This window comes from Vibrio kanaloae (assembly GCF_024347535.1).
GTDB classification, from domain to species: Bacteria; Pseudomonadota; Gammaproteobacteria; order Enterobacterales; family Vibrionaceae; genus Vibrio; species Vibrio kanaloae.
In genome coordinates, this window is sequence record NZ_AP025497.1 from 1,576,522 (window position 1) to 1,595,874 (window position 19,353).

The 19,353-nt window shown below is 44.4% G+C and carries 16 protein-coding genes; 7 read left to right on the plus strand and 9 right to left on the minus strand.

All coding sequences use genetic code 11. The annotated features are described in order from the left end of the window. The first annotated feature begins 58 nt into the window (after positions 1-58). A complete protein-coding gene (locus OCV24_RS07460) occupies positions 59-2,113 on the plus strand; it encodes a methyl-accepting chemotaxis protein (RefSeq protein ID WP_077680386.1) in 2,055 nt (684 codons plus the stop codon). Positions 2,114-2,184: 71 nt separating this feature from the next. Here the strand turns inward: OCV24_RS07460 and OCV24_RS07465 are convergent, their stop codons facing one another. Then, positions 2,185-2,988, minus strand: a complete 804-nt coding sequence (locus OCV24_RS07465; protein WP_017057290.1) for a sterol desaturase family protein — start codon at positions 2,986-2,988, stop codon at positions 2,185-2,187. Positions 2,989-3,060: 72 nt separating this feature from the next. On the opposite strand from OCV24_RS07465, the gene OCV24_RS07470 reads away from it, so the two are divergent. Together OCV24_RS07470 and nagK are read left to right on the plus strand one after the other, a co-directional pair. Next, positions 3,061-3,807, plus strand: a complete 747-nt coding sequence (locus OCV24_RS07470; RefSeq protein WP_150878027.1) for a tRNA-uridine aminocarboxypropyltransferase — start codon at positions 3,061-3,063, stop codon at positions 3,805-3,807. 163 nt (positions 3,808-3,970) lie between these two features. Continuing rightward, positions 3,971-4,879 (plus strand): N-acetylglucosamine kinase, encoded by a 909-nt coding sequence (gene nagK, locus OCV24_RS07475; protein ID WP_102506488.1) that lies wholly within the window; start codon positions 3,971-3,973, stop codon positions 4,877-4,879. Between the two features lie 137 nt (positions 4,880-5,016). Here nagK and OCV24_RS07480 read toward each other — a convergent pair whose 3' ends face one another. The 6 genes from OCV24_RS07480 to OCV24_RS07505 form a co-directional block, all read right to left on the minus strand. Beyond that, positions 5,017-5,283: a DUF2960 family protein gene (locus tag OCV24_RS07480; protein WP_017057287.1), complete on the minus strand. Its 267-nt coding sequence runs from the start codon at positions 5,281-5,283 to the stop codon at positions 5,017-5,019. Between the two features lie 122 nt (positions 5,284-5,405). Beyond that, positions 5,406-7,223 (minus strand): bifunctional molybdopterin-guanine dinucleotide biosynthesis adaptor protein MobB/molybdopterin molybdotransferase MoeA, encoded by a 1,818-nt coding sequence (locus OCV24_RS07485; RefSeq protein WP_150878024.1) that lies wholly within the window; start codon positions 7,221-7,223, stop codon positions 5,406-5,408. Further along, complete coding sequence (gene mobA, locus OCV24_RS07490; protein WP_150878022.1) at positions 7,223-7,807, minus strand: molybdenum cofactor guanylyltransferase MobA; 585 nt, start codon at positions 7,805-7,807, stop codon at positions 7,223-7,225. The genes OCV24_RS07485 and mobA overlap by 1 nt, the downstream gene beginning before the upstream one ends. Beyond that, positions 7,785-8,504 (minus strand): energy-coupling factor ABC transporter ATP-binding protein, encoded by a 720-nt coding sequence (locus OCV24_RS07495; protein WP_017057284.1) that lies wholly within the window; start codon positions 8,502-8,504, stop codon positions 7,785-7,787. The genes mobA and OCV24_RS07495 overlap by 23 nt, the downstream gene beginning before the upstream one ends. Before the next feature lie 10 nt (positions 8,505-8,514). Continuing rightward, complete coding sequence (locus tag OCV24_RS07500; protein WP_017057283.1) at positions 8,515-9,213, minus strand: ABC transporter permease; 699 nt, start codon at positions 9,211-9,213, stop codon at positions 8,515-8,517. 148 nt (positions 9,214-9,361) lie between these two features. Continuing rightward, positions 9,362-10,168: a substrate-binding domain-containing protein gene (locus OCV24_RS07505; RefSeq protein WP_150878019.1), complete on the minus strand. Its 807-nt coding sequence runs from the start codon at positions 10,166-10,168 to the stop codon at positions 9,362-9,364. Between the two features lie 301 nt (positions 10,169-10,469). On the opposite strand from OCV24_RS07505, the gene OCV24_RS07510 reads away from it, so the two are divergent. The 3 genes from OCV24_RS07510 (at position 10,470) to OCV24_RS07520 (ending at position 15,843) form a co-directional block, all read left to right on the plus strand. Continuing rightward, positions 10,470-11,933, plus strand: coding sequence for a sigma-54-dependent transcriptional regulator (locus OCV24_RS07510; protein ID WP_150878017.1), 1,464 nt, complete (start codon positions 10,470-10,472; stop codon positions 11,931-11,933). Continuing rightward, entirely contained in the window at positions 11,923-13,950 is a 2,028-nt protein-coding gene (locus OCV24_RS07515; protein ID WP_137033185.1) for a sensor histidine kinase, read from the plus strand. The genes OCV24_RS07510 and OCV24_RS07515 overlap by 11 nt, the downstream gene beginning before the upstream one ends. Before the next feature lie 273 nt (positions 13,951-14,223). Continuing rightward, positions 14,224-15,843: a methyl-accepting chemotaxis protein gene (locus OCV24_RS07520; RefSeq protein WP_102506494.1), complete on the plus strand. Its 1,620-nt coding sequence runs from the start codon at positions 14,224-14,226 to the stop codon at positions 15,841-15,843. A gap of 129 nt (positions 15,844-15,972) precedes the next feature. On the opposite strand, the gene OCV24_RS07525 is transcribed toward OCV24_RS07520, so the two are convergent. Together OCV24_RS07525 and OCV24_RS07530 are read right to left on the minus strand one after the other, a co-directional pair. Then, positions 15,973-16,860: a mechanosensitive ion channel family protein gene (locus OCV24_RS07525; protein WP_060467677.1), complete on the minus strand. Its 888-nt coding sequence runs from the start codon at positions 16,858-16,860 to the stop codon at positions 15,973-15,975. A 1-nt stretch (position 16,861) separates the two neighbouring features. Further along, a complete protein-coding gene (locus OCV24_RS07530; protein WP_390902101.1) occupies positions 16,862-19,168 on the minus strand; it encodes an ATP-binding protein in 2,307 nt (768 codons plus the stop codon). Here OCV24_RS07530 and OCV24_RS20800 point away from each other — a divergent pair. Then, positions 19,143-19,220, plus strand: coding sequence for a hypothetical protein (locus OCV24_RS20800; protein WP_150878063.1), 78 nt, complete (start codon positions 19,143-19,145; stop codon positions 19,218-19,220). The genes OCV24_RS07530 and OCV24_RS20800 overlap by 26 nt on opposite strands. The last annotated feature ends 133 nt before the right edge of the window (positions 19,221-19,353 follow it).

A 19,353-nucleotide genomic window follows, 5' to 3' on the forward strand; every position in this document is an offset into this window, starting at 1 on the left:
CTTCTAGTATACAAGCTAACTTAAGGATATCTCTTTTCGTAGTCAAACTGGATTTCACATGCCCGACACAAATTTATCAATAAAACCCTCTCGTTATACATTCTCGCTCATCCAAACCGTCACTACCGTATTTATCTCCATTCTTTTACTCGTTAGTTTTTTGTCGATGGTCAGCATCACGGGAGTTGAACGGATTGGGGGTCACTTCAACGCGTTGTCCGAACGAGCACTACCATTAGCTCTTCATAATGCAGAACTGACACAAAACGTATTAGAGCAGGTGAAGCTCCTCACTTACAGTACTCAATCGAAAGATCTAAACACATTGAATACGACTCGCTCATCTATTGAACAACTCGTCGAGTCAAGTAACAAAGTGCTAGAGAAACTCCTTTTTATCTCCCAATCTTTTCCTGAAGCGATTTCTGTTGAACAAAAGCAAAACCTAACTGAAGACATGGCGGCATTAAAGCTTATGACCAACAAGGTCTTGATGTCTCAAATTGAGATTCAAAATAAACAAAATCGTATTGATGGCCAAGTCGCTGAGTTTCGCTATGGTGTAAATTCAATTGGACCTGAGATGAATCGTATTAGCTCTTTTCTTGTTCAGGAAAACCCCGCTGCACACGATGCCGCCAACCGCTTCACGGCGAGTGCTTCGTCAATGGCGAATACCTTCTTAATGCTGATGATGCAATCGGACTTAGACAAAGCTGAAAGTGAGTTTCGAGAGCTACGTAATCGCATGGCTGGGATTAATCTCGCTTATGACGATTTTTCAGAATGGCACCCTGATATCACTGAGTTTGCAAGTTTAACGGCCCCTTATGAGATGGTTCAGACTGGATTCCAAGACAATGGTGTCTTAAAACAAATCCTGCTAAAGCTTAAGTTAATCAAGCAACAAGAGGCCGACCTTGCTGAAGTGATAAAGCTTGCCAACAACGTAATAAGTACCTTAAATCAACTGTCTAATACTGCATCCATATTAATTGATGAAAGTGAATCTGTGGTCAATCAAACGATAGCGACCATTGATAGAGTGCTATTTATAAGTGGATTAGTGATCGCCGCTATTATTGCTACTTCATGGTTTGTGTTACGCCGTTGGGTCAATAAAGGGCTCAAAAACATCACTTGCCAACTAAGCTCCCTTGCTGAGCACGATTTTTCAAAGCAAAGCGAACTGGTTGGGCCAAGAGAGCTTCAAGTTATCGCTTCGAAGCTCAATAGCGTTGTAGACTCGACTGCCGATTCTGTACGATCGGTGACGCGTAACTGTGAAACGCTTTACCAAACAGCAGAAGTAAGCCACGACGCTGCAGAACAAACTAATTCTAGCTTGAACGCGCAAAACGAATCGCTGCAGAACATGATCACCACCATTACTGAACTGGAAGCGTCAATCGGTGAAATAGCACGTATCTCGAATGCATCGAACGACGACGCACAAGTCGCAGAAGACGAGTCAGTCAATGGTAGCCAAGTCGTTGGGCTTAACCAGCAACGTTTGCAAGCGTTAGAACAGTCACTAAGCATGAACGAAGAATCAATGGCCGACCTTGATGGCCGCGTGAAACAGATTCGTGAAATGGTCGATATGATCAGTGGCATTGCAGAAAACACCAACTTATTAGCACTGAATGCAGCGATTGAAGCAGCGCGAGCAGGCGAACAAGGCCGCGGTTTTGCTGTCGTTGCTGACGAAGTACGCAAATTGGCGAGTGGCACGTCTCAACAAACCACCAACATTCGCAATATGATGAATGAGCTGGTGGCTGCGGCTGACCGCTCTCGAACGTCTGTGACTGAATCTCGTAGCGAAATGGCCAATGCTCTGCAAACTAGCGAGAACGTGAAGCAAGCGTTTGAAAAAATAGACATTGCGGTTAGCCAGATAAAAGGACGTGTTGAGCAAATTATGGTGGCAACAGAACAACAAGCACGTGCAACGGTGGACGTGACACATTCAATCACGCGCGTTTCTGAACAAGGTGAAAATACCAAGCTTCAACTTGAATCAATGATTGAAAGTTCAGAACAAGTGGCCGAGATAGCGGGACATCAGCAGGAAATGCTTCACAAATACCAGTTTGATGCAGAAAAATAGCGAATATTTCTAGTGTCTTAAGAACTTAAAAACTGAACCACAATAATAAAGCAAAACTTTCGGATAGCTTGTTAGTTTTTATTTTTCTGATTATATCTAAATGGCTGGGTAATCAACTTATCTAGCCTTTGTTCTTTTCCATCGCGTATTTCAGGAACGCCAATGCTTACCTTGTCATGGCCAAGCTTAGGTTGAGCGCGATAGGTTTTGAACCAAATGTCCCACACCGATAAGAAGAAACCAAAGTTCGAATGGGTTTCTTTAACAATGACAGAGTGGTGAACTCGATGCATGTCGGGCGTGACAATCACCTTGCGTAATTGCTTATCGAACCATAACGGCAAACGACCATTACTATGGTTGAACATCGCACTCACATTCAACACCACTTCAAATATCACCACCGCTAAAGCCGGTACGCCGAGTACAAAAATCAATGCGACTTTAATCAGCATCGATAAGATCATCTCAATCGGGTGGAAGCGGGTACCTGTTGTTACGTCAATATCTAGGTCTGCGTGATGAACTCGATGTAACTTCCATAGCCAAGGAATACGGTGAAACACCAAGTGTTGGAGGTAAATAGCACAATCCAACAGCAACACGCATATCAGAATGCTAAGCTCTTTAGGAAGTGACAGGGTATTGAATACCCCCCATTGATTATCTTGTGCGATAACCGCCGCTTGGAAGGCAGCGATAGGGATTAGAGTGGCTAATAGAAAACTATTCAAAGTGACTAGCGCGAAGTTATTCCCCCAACGAAACCATTTGCTTTGAGTCAATGTTTTACGTGGGAAATGTTGTTCCCATAGAGCACACAATCCAAAAGCGACAATAAAACAAACAAGGCGAAGTAGCGATGGGTCCTGCATAAGAATTCCTTCTATCATTATCAAGCCACTGTAAGTACAATCGTTCCACTTTTCTAGTTCTATCTGTCGTTATTGTCCATGAGAATCCATGCTTTCCACCGTTTATACCAACACCGTTTATCTCTTTCTACCAAACCGTTTAATGCGCGCGGGTGTAAAGTAATACGATGTGAGTACTGCAAAATCAAACAAGACAGTTGTATCTGTGAACATCAACCAGACATAGATACGAACGTCGCGACCATGTTGATCTTGTCTGATAACGAAATCTTAAAGCCAAGCAACACAGGCCGTTTGATTGTGGATACCGTAAAAGACAGTCATGTTTACCTTTGGCATCGTACAGAGCCAAACACAGAGATGCTGGAAGTACTCAAAGACGACAAGTATCAGCCTGTCATTGTGTTCCCTGAAGACTACACCGATGACAAAACGCGAGTGGTTCAAGACTTACCACAAATGCGTGACCCAAATAAAAAGCTACTGCTAGTTTTCATCGATGGTAGCTGGCGTGAAGCAAGACGTATCTTCAGACGTTCTGAGTATCTGCAAGATTTACCGGTGCTGTCGATTGAGCCTGAATCGGTTTCTCAATATATGATGCGTAAGTCTGATAACGATCAACACCTTTCAACCGCAGAAGTAGCGAGCTTGGTATTAAAACAAGCAGGTGAAGAGCAGGGCGCGAAGACTTTGCAGCTTTGGTTTGAAGCCTTTCGTGAAAGCTATATGTTGAGTAAGACTCGTTATAAGTCGGATCCGACCAAACCAAGTCTGAACGCTTTCATAGAGCACGGTAAAAATGAGAAGTCACTCTAACCTTTAACCGCTTTGTGCTGACTTGTTGTTCAAACGGACTCGAACACGAGATAAGTTTGTTATCTATCACGGTTTGTAGGGGGAGTGTTATGGATAATGCTCCTTAGTTTTTTATTTACAAAAATTTGTTTGCCCGAATTTAGGGAAAAATTGGAGAGATTTCATGTATTACGGCTTCGATGTTGGCGGCACAAAAATTGAGTTTGGTGCGTTCAATGAAAAACTTGAGCGAGTAGCAACAGAGCGCGTACCAACGCCAACGGACGATTATCAATTACTGCTTGAAACCATTGCTGATTTGGTAAAAAAGTACGATAACGAACTCTCTTGCGAAGGCAAAATTGGCCTTGGTCTTCCTGGCATGGAAAACGCAGATGACGGCACAATGCTGGTTGTTAACGTACCAGCTTCAACAGGTAAACCACTACGTAAAGATTTAGAAGTGCTGATCGGTCGTAGTGTAAAGATCGAGAACGACGCAAACTGTTTTGCGCTTTCAGAAGCGTGGGATGACGAGCTTAAAGATGAGCCATCAGTTGCTGGCCTGATTCTAGGTACTGGCTTCGGTGGCGGTTTAGTTTACGAAGGTAAAGTGTTCTCTGGCCGTAACCACGTTGCGGGTGAGCTCGGTCATATGCGTCTTCCTATTGATGCATGGTTTCACCTTGGCGACAACGCACCACTATTAGGCTGTGGTTGTGGTAAGAAAGGTTGTCTAGACAGCTACTTATCTGGTCGTGGCTTTGAGTTGATTTACGAGCACTACTTCGGTGAAAAGAAGAAAGCGATTGAGATCATCCAAGCGTACAACGAAGGTGAGGCGAAAGCGGCTAAGCACGTAGATCGCTTCATGGAGCTCTTGGCTATCTGTTTCGCGAACCTGTTTACCGGTCTTGACCCACACGTTGTTGCACTAGGCGGCGGTCTTTCAAACTTCGAGCTTATTTACGAAGAGATGCCAAAGCGCGTGCCTAAGTACCTGCTGTCTGTAGCGAAGTGTCCTAAGATCATCAAAGCGAAACACGGTGATTCAGGCGGCGTTCGTGGTGCTGCATTCCTTAACATCAAGTAAGATCTATTTGATGTAAGTTATTTAAAAGCACAAATAAAAATGCCGCAATCTCGAAAGAGGTTGCGGCATTTTTTATGGTTTGGTGTTTTCGTCTCTCTAACTCAAAACAAAAAAACTAGAAGTCAGAAGCTTAAGGCTTATTTCTTCTTTTTACCTACACCTAGGTTGTCTTTTTGCTTCAACGTAAGCTTAGTAAAGCCAAGCTTGCGGAAGTAGTTGTCCTGGTAGTTACGAACCGCTTTAGTATCGGAAATCAACTCAAGCTGTTGCTCAGTTTTAAGATACTCAGAGATGTCGATGCCTTCCGCTGCAGCAACCGCTTCTTGGATCGTGCGGTGTTCTTGTTTTGAAAACAGTAACTCTTTTTCTTCGTCTTTGTACGTGTACAGAATGGTACGAGCCATAATGCGCTCCAATAGAATTTTTACTTTGGGCGCACTCTACATAAAAACCGTACGTCGCTCAAGGTAATGGTAAGAAATCTTAAGATTATCGTCTTAACGCTTATCGCTATATGAGCTTTGAATTAAACGCGGCCCTGCAGAGGAATAATAGTCACTGTTTCGCCAACCTTCACCGTATCAACCGCTGGTGAGACTTCGATCAAGCAGTTTGCTTCACTCATTGAGCGCAGAATACCTGAACCTTGTTTGCCAGTCGTCTTCACTTCAAGCACACCAGATTCGTTCATAGAGAACACACCACGGCTGAACTCAGTACGACCTTGGCGAGAACGTAATTGCTCAGTCGCAACTGCGTTCGCTTTCACTGGCGTCCAGTTCGTTTGACCTTGAAGCTTACGGATCGCTGGCTCTACAAAGTTAATGAACGACACCATCACAGCAACTGGATTACCCGGCAAGCCGAAGAAAGGTTTGTCTTCAATCTTACCGTAAGCAAGAGGACGCCCCGGACGCATGTTGATACGCCAGAAATTAATCTCACCCAGTTTATCTAATGCGAGTTTGATGTAGTCAGCATCACCAACAGACACGCCACCTGAAGTCAGAACCATGTCGGTCTCTAACGACGCAGCATGAAGTACATCCATCATCTTTTGTTCGTCATCTTCAATGATGCCGTAGTCAACAATGTCACAGCCTAGCTTTTGAAGCATGCCGATGATCGTGAAACGGTTCGAGTCGTAAACAGAGTTCGGCTTCTGCTCGCTACCCGGAGCTTGAACTTCATCACCTGTAGAGAATACGCCAACTTTCACTTTACGTAGAACAGGGCAGGTACCGAAACCTAATGATGCCATCATGCCCATTTCTGGCGCTTCGATTCGCGTGCCACGAGTAAAGACAGGTTGGCCGATTTCAAGGTCTTCACCCGCCATACGGACATTTTGTCCTACTGAGATTTTAGCGTCTGGGAAGCTAACTGTGTCGCCTTCTTGAACGGCTTGCTCACGCATCACAACCACATCTACACCTTCAGGCATTGGCGCACCAGTCATGATCTTAACCGCTTCACCTTGTTGAACCGTTTTGTCGTAGCTGTGACCAGCCATGACTTCAGCAACCAGTTGGTAACTATCCAGTTCTAAATCTTCGCCACGAATGGCGTAGCCATCCATTGCAGAGTTTGTGTTCTGAGGCACGTTGATTGGCGAGATAACATCTTCAGCCAATACACGACCATAACCTTGCTCTAACGCAACAGATTCAATCAGCTCAAGTGCATCAATGCTATCGACAATCTTTTGCTGACCTTGCGTAACGCTTAAGCCAGCAGGAGAAAATGAATCACAACAAACAACAGGTGAATCGTCTTTTGAAGATGAACACGACACTGTTTTGCTTGTTGTCGATGAAGGGGCGAACGACTGAGCATATTTGATGATGAAATCACGAATCGCTTCTAAGTCACTGATCGCCATTTGTGGCAAGTCTGATTCAACTTTGCTGTCTGCGGCGATAGCAATGATGTTGTCATCGTTTGGATAAAGCCAAGGTTTGCCAACTCCGTCACGGTGAAGCTCAATCTTAGGAAAGGCGATGTTCTTACAGCCTTCAACCAGAATTAAGTCCAACGTGTTGGTATCGAAACGTGTAAGCAGATAATCAAAGTCGGCTTCGGCTTGTGGTGTTTCTGTCATCATCACGTGACGGTTACGCGAAGCGATCAGCATTTGATTTGCGCCCGCTTTACGTAGGCGGTAGCTGTCTTTACCTGGCTTATCCACATCGAAATCGTGGTGAGCGTGTTTAAGAACACCCACTTTTAAACCCACATTAGTCAGCAGAGGCAGCAACGCTTCAAGTACAGTTGTTTTGCCTGTGCCGCTGTAAGCAGCAAAGCCCAATAAAGGAAGGTTAGGGCGTTGTTTTGAATCTTTCATTATTGAAGCGTTCCAAATTGGGTGAGCTCTTCTGGCGTATTGAGATTAACAAAGCAGTTAGGCGCGTCGCTAAAGTCGACGTACTCCGTCACACACTCTTTGTAGAGCAAAATGATCTTACGGTCGCCACGTTCTAAAAACGCTTCTAGCTTTGGAAGAACACGTTTGTGGAATAGGGTAAACACAGGTTGTTTATATTCACCATCGTGAGCCACTAGAATGTCGCTGTCTTCCTTTACCGCAACGCAAAAACGCTCGACAAGGTCGCCACTGATTTGAGGGCTGTCGCAAGGAACAAAGCCCACCCAGTCTGTGGCCGCATTTTTAAGGCCAGCGTGAATGCCACCCAAAGGACCTGGGTAATCAGGGAATGAATCGGAAACAACCGGAGCGAATGTTTGGTAACTGTCTAAGTTACGGTTGGCATTGATGGTGATGCTGACATCTTGTTGTGACAGCTTGTCTATAACGTATTGAATAAGCGGGGAACCGTTGAGCTCAACAAGTCCTTTATCTTTTCCGCCCATACGGCTGGCTTGTCCGCCAGCCAAAATAACCCAACTAGTTTGCGTTGGAAGCAGCATAAATATTCTCTTGTGCTTTGTTCTTTTTAATAACTTGCAGAAGCGGTGATTCTGTCAAAGTGTTGTCTTTGATCCACCACTGCTTCTTACATAAATCGGTTAACGCGTTAGTTTGGTGGCTCGTGATGACTAAACTCGCGCCTCTCTGAAGAAGATCTTCGGCCATAATCACCAATCTTTCAATAGACTCTTTGTCTAAAGAAGCACTTGGTTCATCCATCAGTAAGATTGAAGGCTTGAGAATCCAAGCTCGTGCCATTGCTACGCGTTGACGCTCGCCACCAGACAACACGGAAATGTGCTCGTCTGCTAGGGTTTCTAAACCTACCATCCTTAAAGCATTAATTATTTGAGCTCGCTTATCTTTTTGGCTCTCTTTGTTAAAGCGAACGCCATAAGCGACATTTTGGTACACCGAGCCATCAAATAGGTAAGGGGTTTGATGGAGATAGATGATGTCTTTAAATTTTAGTTTGGGAAACAGGTTATGTTGCCAACTTTGTGTCGGGCATTGAATACGGCCAGAGCTTGGTTTGAGCAAGCCTGACAATATTTTAAGTAGGGTCGTTTTGCCAACACCGTTGTCACCTTTAAGATAAATAGCATCGTTTGGGCCGATAGACAGTTCAGGAATATGAAACAAAACACGCTCTTTATAGCGCATTGAAATTTGCTGCGTTGTTATTTTTATACTCATGACAGCGTTCCTATGTTCTTAAATAGCCTTTTCCTCTCACACTGGAAAGGAAAAAGTTAAGGGCTAATGCCAATGCCAATAAAACCATGCCTAGCGCGACACCTTGTGCGAATGCGCCTTTGTGACTTTCCATAGCAATAGCCGTTGGGATATTTCGTGTCATTCCCATAATGTTGCCGCCGACCATCATCGAACATCCGACTTCGGTTACGATGCGAGAAAAGGCTGCAATGGTCGCTGCCAACAAAGGAAATCGTGTTTCCCAAATTAAAGTACACGCGACTCGAGTGGTTGAAACTCCAAGGGTACGTGCCGTTTCTACCGCTCGGCGATCACTGGCTTGCAGCGCACCGTGCATCATAGCAACCAGAATAGGGAAGCAGATCAGCATTTGGCCCAAAATCATCGCCTTTTGAGTGAACAGCAATTGCCAGTCACCTAAAGGGCCAGAGCGAGAGAGCATCATGTACATCAACAAGCCAATCACCACAGTCGGTATCGCTTGTAAGGTGTTGATCACCGACAGCAGCGCCCATTTACCGGGAAACTCGGTATAAGCCAATATGAAAGCCATGATGATTGCAGGAATAATCACCAGAGAAATGGCAGACAAAGACACGCTGAAGGATACCGCTACGATTTTCCACAGTTCGTGGTCAAAACTGACTAGTAGGTTCATTGCATCAATCGTTGTTTGCCATAGAGTCATGAAGTATCTCGTGTGAATCGACAATAAGTCTTAAAAGGTAATGCTGATATTTAGGTTATAGCTGACACGGGATTCGTCAAACAGGGTGAGTCAGCTATTCATTTTTTGCGAGCTCAATATTCACCCTGTAAGAGTAGTGCAATGACGACTATTCAGCGCTCGCAACAAACAACTGCTTGCCGTGTAGCTTGAAGTCGTTAATCAGTTTCTGACCTTTAGGGTTCACCAACCAATCACTGAATACCTTCGCCGCTTGGTAGTTGATGCTTGGGTAGCGCTCAGGGTTTACAAGAATCACTTGATAAGGGTTAAATAGGTTCTTGTCGCCTTGGAAAAGGATTTTAAGATCCAGTTTGTTTTGGTAAGCCAACCACGTGCCACGGTCTGTCATGGTGTAGCCTTGCATTTCAGACGCCATGTTCAGAGTAGGGCCCATGCCTTGACCAACACTGCGGTAGCCACCAAAGTTTGGTTCCATTTTGGTTTGTGCCCAAATCCCCATCTCTTTCTTGTGCGTACCTGAATCGTCACCACGAGACACAAACGTCACATTGTTGGTTGCAATCGCTTTGAACACATCAGCCACTGCTTTTTGAGATTCAATTTTTGCCGGATCGCTTTGAGGGCCAACAATCACAAAGTCGTTGTACATCAGTTTACGAGGTAAAACACCGTAGCCTTTTTCAACAAAGTTCGCTTCAGCCTTTGGTGCGTGAGTCATCACCAAATCCACATCGCCATTTTCACCCATGCGAAGAGATTTACCGGTACCCGCCGCTAGAACATCGACTTTAATGCCAGAATCTTTTTCGAATTCAGGCAGTAGGTAATCCAGTAGGCCAGAGTGATAAGTGCTTGTTGTTGTCGCAAGTTTGATATGCGTGGTGTCTTCTGCGCTGCTAGCCGAGTAACTGACGATAGATAGAGCGGCAATCGTTAAGGGAATTGCTTTCATTATTATCATGTCCATTCTGTTATAAATGAATGACACGCTTTCTTTTAAAGAACTCAAAGAAGAGCATGTGCATAAGATGCTAATTTTTGTAATTAGAAATCATCACATTACAAGCAAGCTTAATGCCAATAAATAGTGCATCAGACTTCATTAAATTGCTGTTATTCCGCACAAAACTGCGCCATTTGACCCGATAAAATGCATCAAAATATGAGCTAGGACAAAATGTCGCACGTTGACCCTGTTGATCAAAAGGTTAATTGGTACACTCTGTCCCAACTTTCCCTATCGGCTGATCATTATGTCTTTACCTAGTTCAAGCGCGTCTCATCTCAATTCAAACACATTGACTCAATATCAGGCATTTTCTGTCTTGGTTGTTGATGATGAAATTGGGATGCAGGCAATTCTTAAGAAAGCACTAGGTAAGTACTTTGGCAAGGTATCGAGTGCAGGTTCAGTAGAAGAAGCTGAGGTTCTACGTTGTAACGAACACTTCGATCTCATCGTTCTCGATATCAACCTTCCAGGCCGTTCTGGTATTGAATGGGAAGAAGCTTTTAACGACAGTGACCGAAAAGCCGATGTGATCTTCATGACTGGCTATGCCGATTTAGAGATGACCATTTCGGCACTTAAGCTTGGTGCTTCTGACTTCATCCTAAAACCGTTCAACCTAGAGCAGATGATACAAGCCGTTTTGCGCTGCATGGACAAACGCCTAGATCAAAGGATGCAATACGCGTTGAAGCGCGATGTTAGCCGTCATATCAAAACCGAACTAATCGGTAGTTCAGACAAAACCAAACAGCTAAAGCTACTTATCAGCCAGTTCGCACCATCACGAGCATCGGTTCTTATTGAAGGCGAGTCGGGCACAGGTAAAGAGTTAGTTGCGCGTGGCGTGCATGAAGCCAGCAAGCGAACAGGGCCATTTGTGCCAATTAACTGTGGCGCAATTGCTCCAGAACTTCTCGAAAGCGAATTGTTTGGCCACACCTCTGGCGCGTTTACTGGCGCGAAGAAAAATCGTGAAGGCTTATTCAGAGTGGCAAGCGGCGGCACACTTTTCCTTGATGAAATTGGTGAAATGCCATTGCCAATGCAAGCCGCACTTTTACGTGTATTAGAGCAACGAACCATTCGTCCGGTCGGTAGTGAGAAAGAAATTGCCGTCGATGTACGAGTGGTGGCGGCGACCAACCGTAACCTTCAACAAGAGGTAGATAAAGGAAACTTCCGTCGCGATCTTTTCTATCGATTGAATGTATTGAAGATTGATGTGGTGCCACTCAGAGAGCGTCCATCAGATCTTATTGAGCTAGTTCCATACTTCACCCGCCTATTATCGAGTGAGCTAGGCATGCCACTTCCAAACTGGGCACATGAAGATATCTTAGCGATGAATGAATACGAATGGCCGGGGAATATTCGGGAACTTAAAAATTTAGTGGAACGCTGCATTTTATTAGACAAACCACCAGCTCACTATTGGCGTGAAGTGAATGGCGACCCTGCACCAACCAGCATTTCAGTGACGGTGTCACACGGCGCAGAAGTACCAAACCTGAATAACGCAGACGCCGTAGAGGGCTACCCAAATACTTGGACGCTCAAAGAAGTGGAAAAATCCCATATAGAACAGTTGGTAAGTTTCCATGATGGTAATAAGTCTGCAGCAGCAAGAGATCTTGGTGTTGCACGAAAAACCTTAGAACGTAAATACAAAGACTGGAATACAGAAGGCTCTGAATATGCCGATTAGACGTCAATGGTGGTCCAAGTGGGCGTTCCGCTTCAAGACCATGGTGCGTTACCGTTTATTGTTTCTGACATCTGCGCCGATCATTCTGACGTTGTGCGCGCTTGTTGCTATCACGCTGTATTGGTCGGTTCATTACACGTGGCAGGGGGCATTGATTGATGTTGATGAGCGCTTGGACGTTGCTGATAATAGTATTCAACTGATTCAAAGCCAACAGGCCTATAACGTCCGAGCATTTGCTGAGTCTTACAACTTCCGGATCAAACTTTCGAGTGATATTTCAAAAGAAGAGCTCACACGTTGGGTTTCAGAAAACAAATCTCGCTATGAACTCGATTTTCTACGCTGGCATAGTGTCGAACGTATGGATAAGAAGCTGGAATACCTGAATCTGACCCATAAAGCGTCGTTTTTCAGCGTATTAAGCCAAAATGAACTCAGCAACCTAGACCGAGATCTCGCGAGAAAAGCAGAAGTGCCTATGCTTAACGGACAGAGTGTCGAAACACGAGGTCTAGTCAGTCGCACAGTCGTATCCATCCGGGATGAGAATGACCGTGTAATTGGTTTTCTAGATGGCGGTATCCTACTCAACAACAGTACACAACTCGTCGATCAAATCAGTAACTTGATCTATCCGCAACGCGATGGACTTAATCGTCGTATTGGTACTGTCACCGTGTTCCTTGATGATCTACGTGTCAGCACGAACGTGCCTTTAAGCAGTGAAAAGAGTGCAGGACGCGCGATTGGTACGCGTGTTTCGCATGAGGTTCACTCAAAAGTCTTAAACGAAGGCAAAGAGTGGCTAGATCGCGCGTATGTTTACGACGCTTGGTACATCACCGCATATCAGCCTATACATGACCAGTTCGATAATGTGATTGGCATGCTTTATACCGGTTATCTGATTTGGCCGTTGATAGAAACATATCTGACCAACCTTGGTGAAATCAGCATTACGATTGTGCTGCTATTGCTGGCTTCTGGATTAATCGTTCATCGTGGTGCACGTGATCTTTTCAACCCAATTGAACGCATTCATAAAGTGGTCAAGCTAGTACAGATGGGTAAAGACAAGCGAATTGGCGCGCTTGGTCTGGATGATCAACATGAATTAACACTACTCGCTAAACAGTTCGACAAGATGTTGGACTTACTTCATGAACGTAATCAAGAGATTCAACAAGCGGCTTCTGAACTGGAATGTAAGGTTCACTCGCGTACAGCGAGTTTAAAGGAGAAAACAGAAGAACTCGAACTGCACATCAAACTGCTCAATCAAGCCAGAGATAAGCTGGTGGTCAATGAAAAATTGGCTGCGTTAGGTGAATTAACCGCGGGCATTGCCCACGAGATCAACAACCCAACCGCTGTGATTCTTGGTAACGTTGAGCTAATGAAGTTTGAGTTGGGTGATGAAGTGAGCCGTGTAGACGAAGAAGTCCACGCCATCATGGAGCAGATTGACCGTATCCGAAACATCACCCGAAGCCTGCTTCAATACAGCCGACACGGTGGTGTACAAGATGAAATCACTTGGCAACACATCAACCCAATCGTTGATGAAAGTATCACGCTTGTAAAAACAGGCGCGAAGAAAAAAGGCATTGTGTACGTATCACAACTGAATGCTAAAACCTCAGTGGAAGTGAACCGAAACCAATTATTGCAGATTCTAGTTAACCTACAAATGAATGCCATTCATGCCATGGACGGACAGGGCACATTGACTATCTCAAGTGAAGACTGGCTTGAAAATGGCGTGTCTCATGGGGCGATTGTTCATGTGGAAGATGAAGGTTGTGGTATCAATGAAGAACAACTGAAACGCATCTTCTCGCCTTTCTACACCACCAAACGCGACGGTACGGGCTTAGGTTTATCCGTTTCTCAAAGTATATTGAGCCAAACGGGCGGCGAGATACGAGTTGAATCGAAAGTGGGTAAAGGAAGTCGCTTTAGTATTTACCTTCAACAGAAAGCTACGCCTCAATTGCTAGTATCAAATCTATAAGTTCTAACAACTAATTCACTGATATTATTACCCGATAATATTTCTAACGCGCTTGGGCTATTATACGAACGTTTTAGCCCAAGCACGAAAATTCCGCACTACTAATCTATCGCCAACAAAAGCTCAACCTATGGCTATTTGACGGGCACCTCTTTTTGATTATGTAACACAGTGTATATATAGTTCACTTGATGCATATCAACTTAGCTGCGCGATTTTTTGATACCTTGCTCCAAAATTCATAATCAAAAAAGATAATAAAGTCAGTCAGCTATGAAACTAAGTAATCTATCCATCAAATCTAAGCTCGCATCCATCGTCGTTTTATCGGTTGTTCTATTGGGAATGGCGTCGACCTTTAATTTAATCCAGCAACGTGAAAGCTCCATGCAAGAGCGACAAGATAAACTCAGTGCTCAAGTCGAAACAGCGGTCAGCTTAGCTCAACACTATTATGACCAACGTAATGTTCTTGGCGAAGAGGTAGCAAAGAAACAAGCACTACAAGCCATTGAAACGCTTCGCTATGACAACATCAACTATTTCTGGATTTTAAACCAGCAACTCAACATCATTAACCACCCATTAAAGCCAGAGCTGAATGGCACCAATGCCGGAAACTTGAAAGACGGCGCGGGTAAACACCATTGGCGTGAGATGGTGACTATTTCTCTTACTCCAGAAGAGAAAGGCTTTCTTGATTACCAATGGATGAGCCCGCAAGGTGAACTCAAAGACAAGATTTCCTACGTACAGCTGTTCCCCGAATGGAATTGGATTGTGGGCTCGGGCATCCTAGTTGCGGACATTCAAGAAGCCTTCTATGCGTTAGCCATTAAAGAAGGGGTGGTTGCCGTTGTTTTATCGGGTCTGTTGTTTGCGATGGGATATGCGATTTCAAATAATATACTCGCCCCACTTAACAAGCTGATTGATAACACCCATAAGATTGCAGACGGCGATCTTCGCGTACGTATGAATATGACGCGCAAAGATGAGTTGGGTGATATGAGTCATCAAATTGATACCATGCTCGAAAAACTACAAAGCACACTTCGCACTGCCAATGAATCGGCGGATTTATCCAGCAACATGGCAAGTCACATTGCCCAAGCCAGTGAAGAAGCCGCAACCAGTGTGAACTCGCAACACGCACAGCTTGAGTTATTGTCTACCGCAATGACCGAGATGAGCGCCACCATTTCTGATGTCGCGGTTAATGCAGAAAATACCGCCGAGAGCACCAATAAAGTGGTCGGTCATGCAAACCAAAATGACAAGAACATGCAAGTGACGTCTAAGACGATATCCCAGGTTTCAGAGAATATTTCGACAGCAAACGACCTAGTGAGAGATCTGCAATCAGGCGTCACTGAGATAAGCCAAGTGGTGAGTGTGATACGTGATGTATCAGAACAAACTAATTTGCTTGCGCTTAACGCAGCAATAGAGGCTGCACGGGCTGGAGAGCAAGGGCGAGGGTTCGCCGTAGTGGCAGACGAAGTACGTAACCTAGCGAGCCGTACTCAGAACTCAACCAATGAAGTACAGGCGACGATTGAGAAGCTGACTCAGCAAGCAGAGCGTACCTTTAAAGCGATGCAAAGCAGTAATGAGAAAGTCGATCATAGTGTCGTTGCCTCTAACGAAACTCGTCAGCAGCTTGATGTGATTGTTAATGAACTTCATAACGCTAATGACATGGTGGCACAGATTGCTGCAGCGTCGGAGCAACAGAGCACCGTTGCGACGGAAATGAGTGAAAATGTCACCGGTATTCATTTAGCGGCTAACGAAGTTCTCCAAGCGTCACAATCACTCGCAGAAGACAGCCAGAAAATGGCCAACACCACAGAACATCTTACTGACCAGTTGAAGTACTTTAAGGTGTAAATCCCTTTCCACACATAGCAACCTCATAAAAAACACCTCCGCACTTGAGATAGTTCGGAGGTGTTTTCGTTCGTTAATAACTAAGTGGCTAAATAGAACACAGAAAGCTAAATCTGAAACCAATCTTGATTAATGCGCCGCCACTGAAATTTGCGGTGGATTAATGTTGTGCTTTTTAAACTCTTTCATTACTCGAAGGGTAATGTCTGTCTCGAACAACTTCTCATACGCCGTATCCACTACATAAGCCTTACACGTTAACTGTATCGCTAGGTAGTTGTCAGTAATCGTCTGTTTAACAAGAACAGTCACCGGCTTTGGTAAGTGAATGTAGCGGCTTGAAGAAGCAGCCTCTTGAATCAAATCACGGGCGAGAGTGATGTCTTCATTCATCCCAACATAAAACGGAATCACCACTTGCATATCCAACGCGCCATAGTTTCCACTGGTGGTCACTTCATTCAAGAACTTGTTGTTTGGAATCGTAATGATGTCGTCGTTTAAAGTTCTCATCCTTACAGAGCGTAAACCGATAGTAATGATATCCCCGTAGTTGCCCTCAAACGTAACACGATCACCAACCTGGAACGGTCTATCAATCATCACCGTGATGCCAGCGATGAAAGATGCCGCCAAATCTTTAAGTGCGAAGCCAACCGACACGGCGAGGGTACCCCCAATCAGAGCCAGTATTTGGTCGTTGATTCGAAAACTCATCATGAATACGATAAGCCCTGTACTTACGTAAATGAAGAACTGAGTAAACGACTGCAGCTTTTGCAACAACATTCTATATTGCACGAATTGGCTACCAAAGCTTGTCACCAACGAATTGATGAATTTAAGCAATAACCACATTGCTGCTATCACGATCATGGAAAAGAACACGCCGCTCCATCGTACTAAGCTAGCTATCTTCGAAATGTTTTCTACGTTAGCTAACTCTTCCGTTGCGTAGATCGGAAAACTGACCGTCGTCGCTAGGCCAACAAGTAATAGGACAAATAACTTCTTCATTTTACTTCACCAATAAATGTTGACGGTCGAGGACGTTGGTAATGTGCCGGAACCAGTGATCTGAAATCTTTGCCTTATCTTCATTCCAACCAATGTAACCACGGCTCTCGAAGTAACGTAAAACCCCAGTAATTTCAGCGATACTCAATTGAGTACAGTCAGACAGCACTTCAGGAGACGCGATTTCCAACTGCACAATAGAGCGCAACACAGCCAACATAGGTTTAGGCATGTTTTCGAGTTCTTGCGCTTCTGGCACATGAAACAATCTCACTACAGCTTGATCCGTCTCTTTATTCCGATTTAGAGAGAAACGGAAGAAACGCAAGGCGACAGTAGGGTTGCCATCTGAGTAGTGCCATAAGATCCGATAGAAACCTTGGCGAGCGCGTTCTTCTTCTGTCATGTCATCTTGATCCCACTGTTTGGGAACGACCAAGCCATCAAACGACAGCGGTTTTTCTAACTCGGTATTAATACGGCTTGTCAGTAGCTCACCGATTTGTTTCTCTGTCCAACGTGGCAGAAAGCAAACCAAATCAAACAACAAGCGTTCACCACGCGCTCTATCAACAAAGCGCCAACTAGACTTTGCAATCGACATCACTACACGGTGATTCTTTTTAGAACGACGTAATAAATTAGTTAAACGGATAAGATCAGATAAGCCTCCGACCATTGGTTTAACCAGCCTCTGAGCATTATCAATTGCGATCAAGTAAGTTGTTTCGCTTTTCCTTAAATGTGCCAAGATTTGAATTTCTGTAGCGTCTTCATCTAAACCAATACTCATGGCGAGGTGACATAGAAACTCTTGGTATCCGGCATAAGGGCAACTGACGTAAAGGGGTTCAGCATTAGAAACTTTGTGCAGTAAAGTATAAAGCAGAGTTGTTGACCCAATGCCACGTTCACCAGACACGATACAGATAGCAGGGCTGTCCGACATGAGGTAACGAGACAATTGTTTCACTTCGTCGCCAGCGTAATCAATTAGTGTGCTGTCGATCGAGCCCGGAAGTATGTATTCAAAAGTTTGATCGCCTTTGATTCGTACTAAGTTTTGCTGGCTTTTATCAAGATCAGATTGCTTTGCCACTTCGATTCTAAATAGGTAAGCCAAAGCTTGGCTAAACAGTGTGTAATTAGAAAGCAGAACCATGATGCGATGCTGACCGCTGTAGATACCCAACCATATAATCCCCAGTACTGTGGCTATTATATTAAGTAGGAAAGTGTCTTTGCGGTTAACCGCCCAGTTGACCCATACCGGTCTTTCTGAGATATGCGAAAGGGCGTCAAATACCTTTGAACGCCATAGGCGTAGAACAGATATCGTGACCAGTACAAACCATACGAACAGAGCACTGTAGATCCAGCTGTAAATGGTAGCTTTACCAAGAGTTTTAATAGAGATCTGAAGGATTACGCCCGCGACAATAAAACTCCATACATAACGTCGGATAGTAGACAAACGGAGTGCAACGACTTCTTGGTTTGAAGTTCTACTCATACGATAAGCAAATTCGAGTATAAAGCTAATCGCGATCGAACCACCAAGTATCCACCACGTAAAAATCTCTAGGAAGATCAAGTGCTGCAGACTAGGCAAACTGGAGAGCACTCGCAATGAGATAGTGATAGCAATTAACCACGCTATCGCACGATGGGCACGGCTGATATACCAAACCAAACGGACCAAAAAAGGAGGGTTCTGCTTGGCTTCCAAAATATTAACTCGGAATAATTCGGTAAGACGCGTGCTGTTTGATAACCACCAGGCTAAACAGAAATAGATAAACAATACCTTCAATGAAGCCCAAATAACTGGGACCGGTGAAATGAAGATCTCTGTAATCAAAGCGTTGAAGCTACGAGTTTGTAAATACACCAAGTACTCGACATTCAGTTGAGTTAGCTGCCATTCCTGCTTAAATTGGGTTACCCCATAAGGGCCGAAACCCGTTAGGCGATCTCTGTTCGCGTTCGTTGTTTGCTCTAACAGGTCCTGTTTACTGACGTTCAAACTTTTTAATGTTAAGTAACTCGATTCAACAAAGAACCACTGGTCTGAATCGGCCTTGTCTCGATATGTTTTGAGCTGTCGTTCAAACGTTTCGATTTGTTGGTTTTGAATTCGTATTACGTCAGCAAGCAAGATACTGACTTTACGTTTATCCGATTCGTCCATAAACAAAGGGTCAGGCAGTGCATCGATTCGTTTAGCCAGATTTTGAACAACCTCCGACACCTCAGGTTGTAATTGCACGTCATATTCCAAGTTGGCATTAACAGGCCAAGAGAGCAGGGCTAATGTGAGTAATAAGAAGCGCAATAATAAATGCATAAAAGTCTCTTAAAATTATGAGGTTAGGAATACTATAGTTAGTTAACCTTATTTTGTGAAATCTAACTCCGTTTGGAGATAAGTACTTTATTCTTGTTTCTTTCATCATGCCCATGATGCTGTCAGGTTTCAGGCTAGTATTTGAG

Excerpts from the sequence above, each read along its gene's own strand:
- OCV24_RS07460 (WP_077680386.1), top strand. The coding sequence starts at position 59 with ATGCCCGACACAAATTTATCAATAAAACCCTCTCGTTATACATTCTCG.
- OCV24_RS07465 (WP_017057290.1), bottom strand. The coding sequence starts at position 2,988 with ATGCAGGACCCATCGCTACTTCGCCTTGTTTGTTTTATTGTCGCTTTT.
- nagK (WP_102506488.1), top strand. The coding sequence starts at position 3,971 with ATGTATTACGGCTTCGATGTTGGCGGCACAAAAATTGAGTTTGGTGCG.
- OCV24_RS07480 (WP_017057287.1), bottom strand. The coding sequence starts at position 5,283 with ATGGCTCGTACCATTCTGTACACGTACAAAGACGAAGAAAAAGAGTTA.
- OCV24_RS07485 (WP_150878024.1), bottom strand. The coding sequence starts at position 7,223 with ATGAAAGATTCAAAACAACGCCCTAACCTTCCTTTATTGGGCTTTGCT.
- mobA (WP_150878022.1), bottom strand. The coding sequence starts at position 7,807 with ATGCTGCTTCCAACGCAAACTAGTTGGGTTATTTTGGCTGGCGGACAA.
- OCV24_RS07495 (WP_017057284.1), bottom strand. The coding sequence starts at position 8,504 with ATGAGTATAAAAATAACAACGCAGCAAATTTCAATGCGCTATAAAGAG.
- OCV24_RS07500 (WP_017057283.1), bottom strand. The coding sequence starts at position 9,213 with ATGACTCTATGGCAAACAACGATTGATGCAATGAACCTACTAGTCAGT.
- OCV24_RS07505 (WP_150878019.1), bottom strand. The coding sequence starts at position 10,168 with ATGAAAGCAATTCCCTTAACGATTGCCGCTCTATCTATCGTCAGTTAC.
- OCV24_RS07510 (WP_150878017.1), top strand. The coding sequence starts at position 10,470 with ATGTCTTTACCTAGTTCAAGCGCGTCTCATCTCAATTCAAACACATTG.
- OCV24_RS07515 (WP_137033185.1), top strand. The coding sequence starts at position 11,923 with ATGCCGATTAGACGTCAATGGTGGTCCAAGTGGGCGTTCCGCTTCAAG.
- OCV24_RS07520 (WP_102506494.1), top strand. The coding sequence starts at position 14,224 with ATGAAACTAAGTAATCTATCCATCAAATCTAAGCTCGCATCCATCGTC.
- OCV24_RS07525 (WP_060467677.1), bottom strand. The coding sequence starts at position 16,860 with ATGAAGAAGTTATTTGTCCTATTACTTGTTGGCCTAGCGACGACGGTC.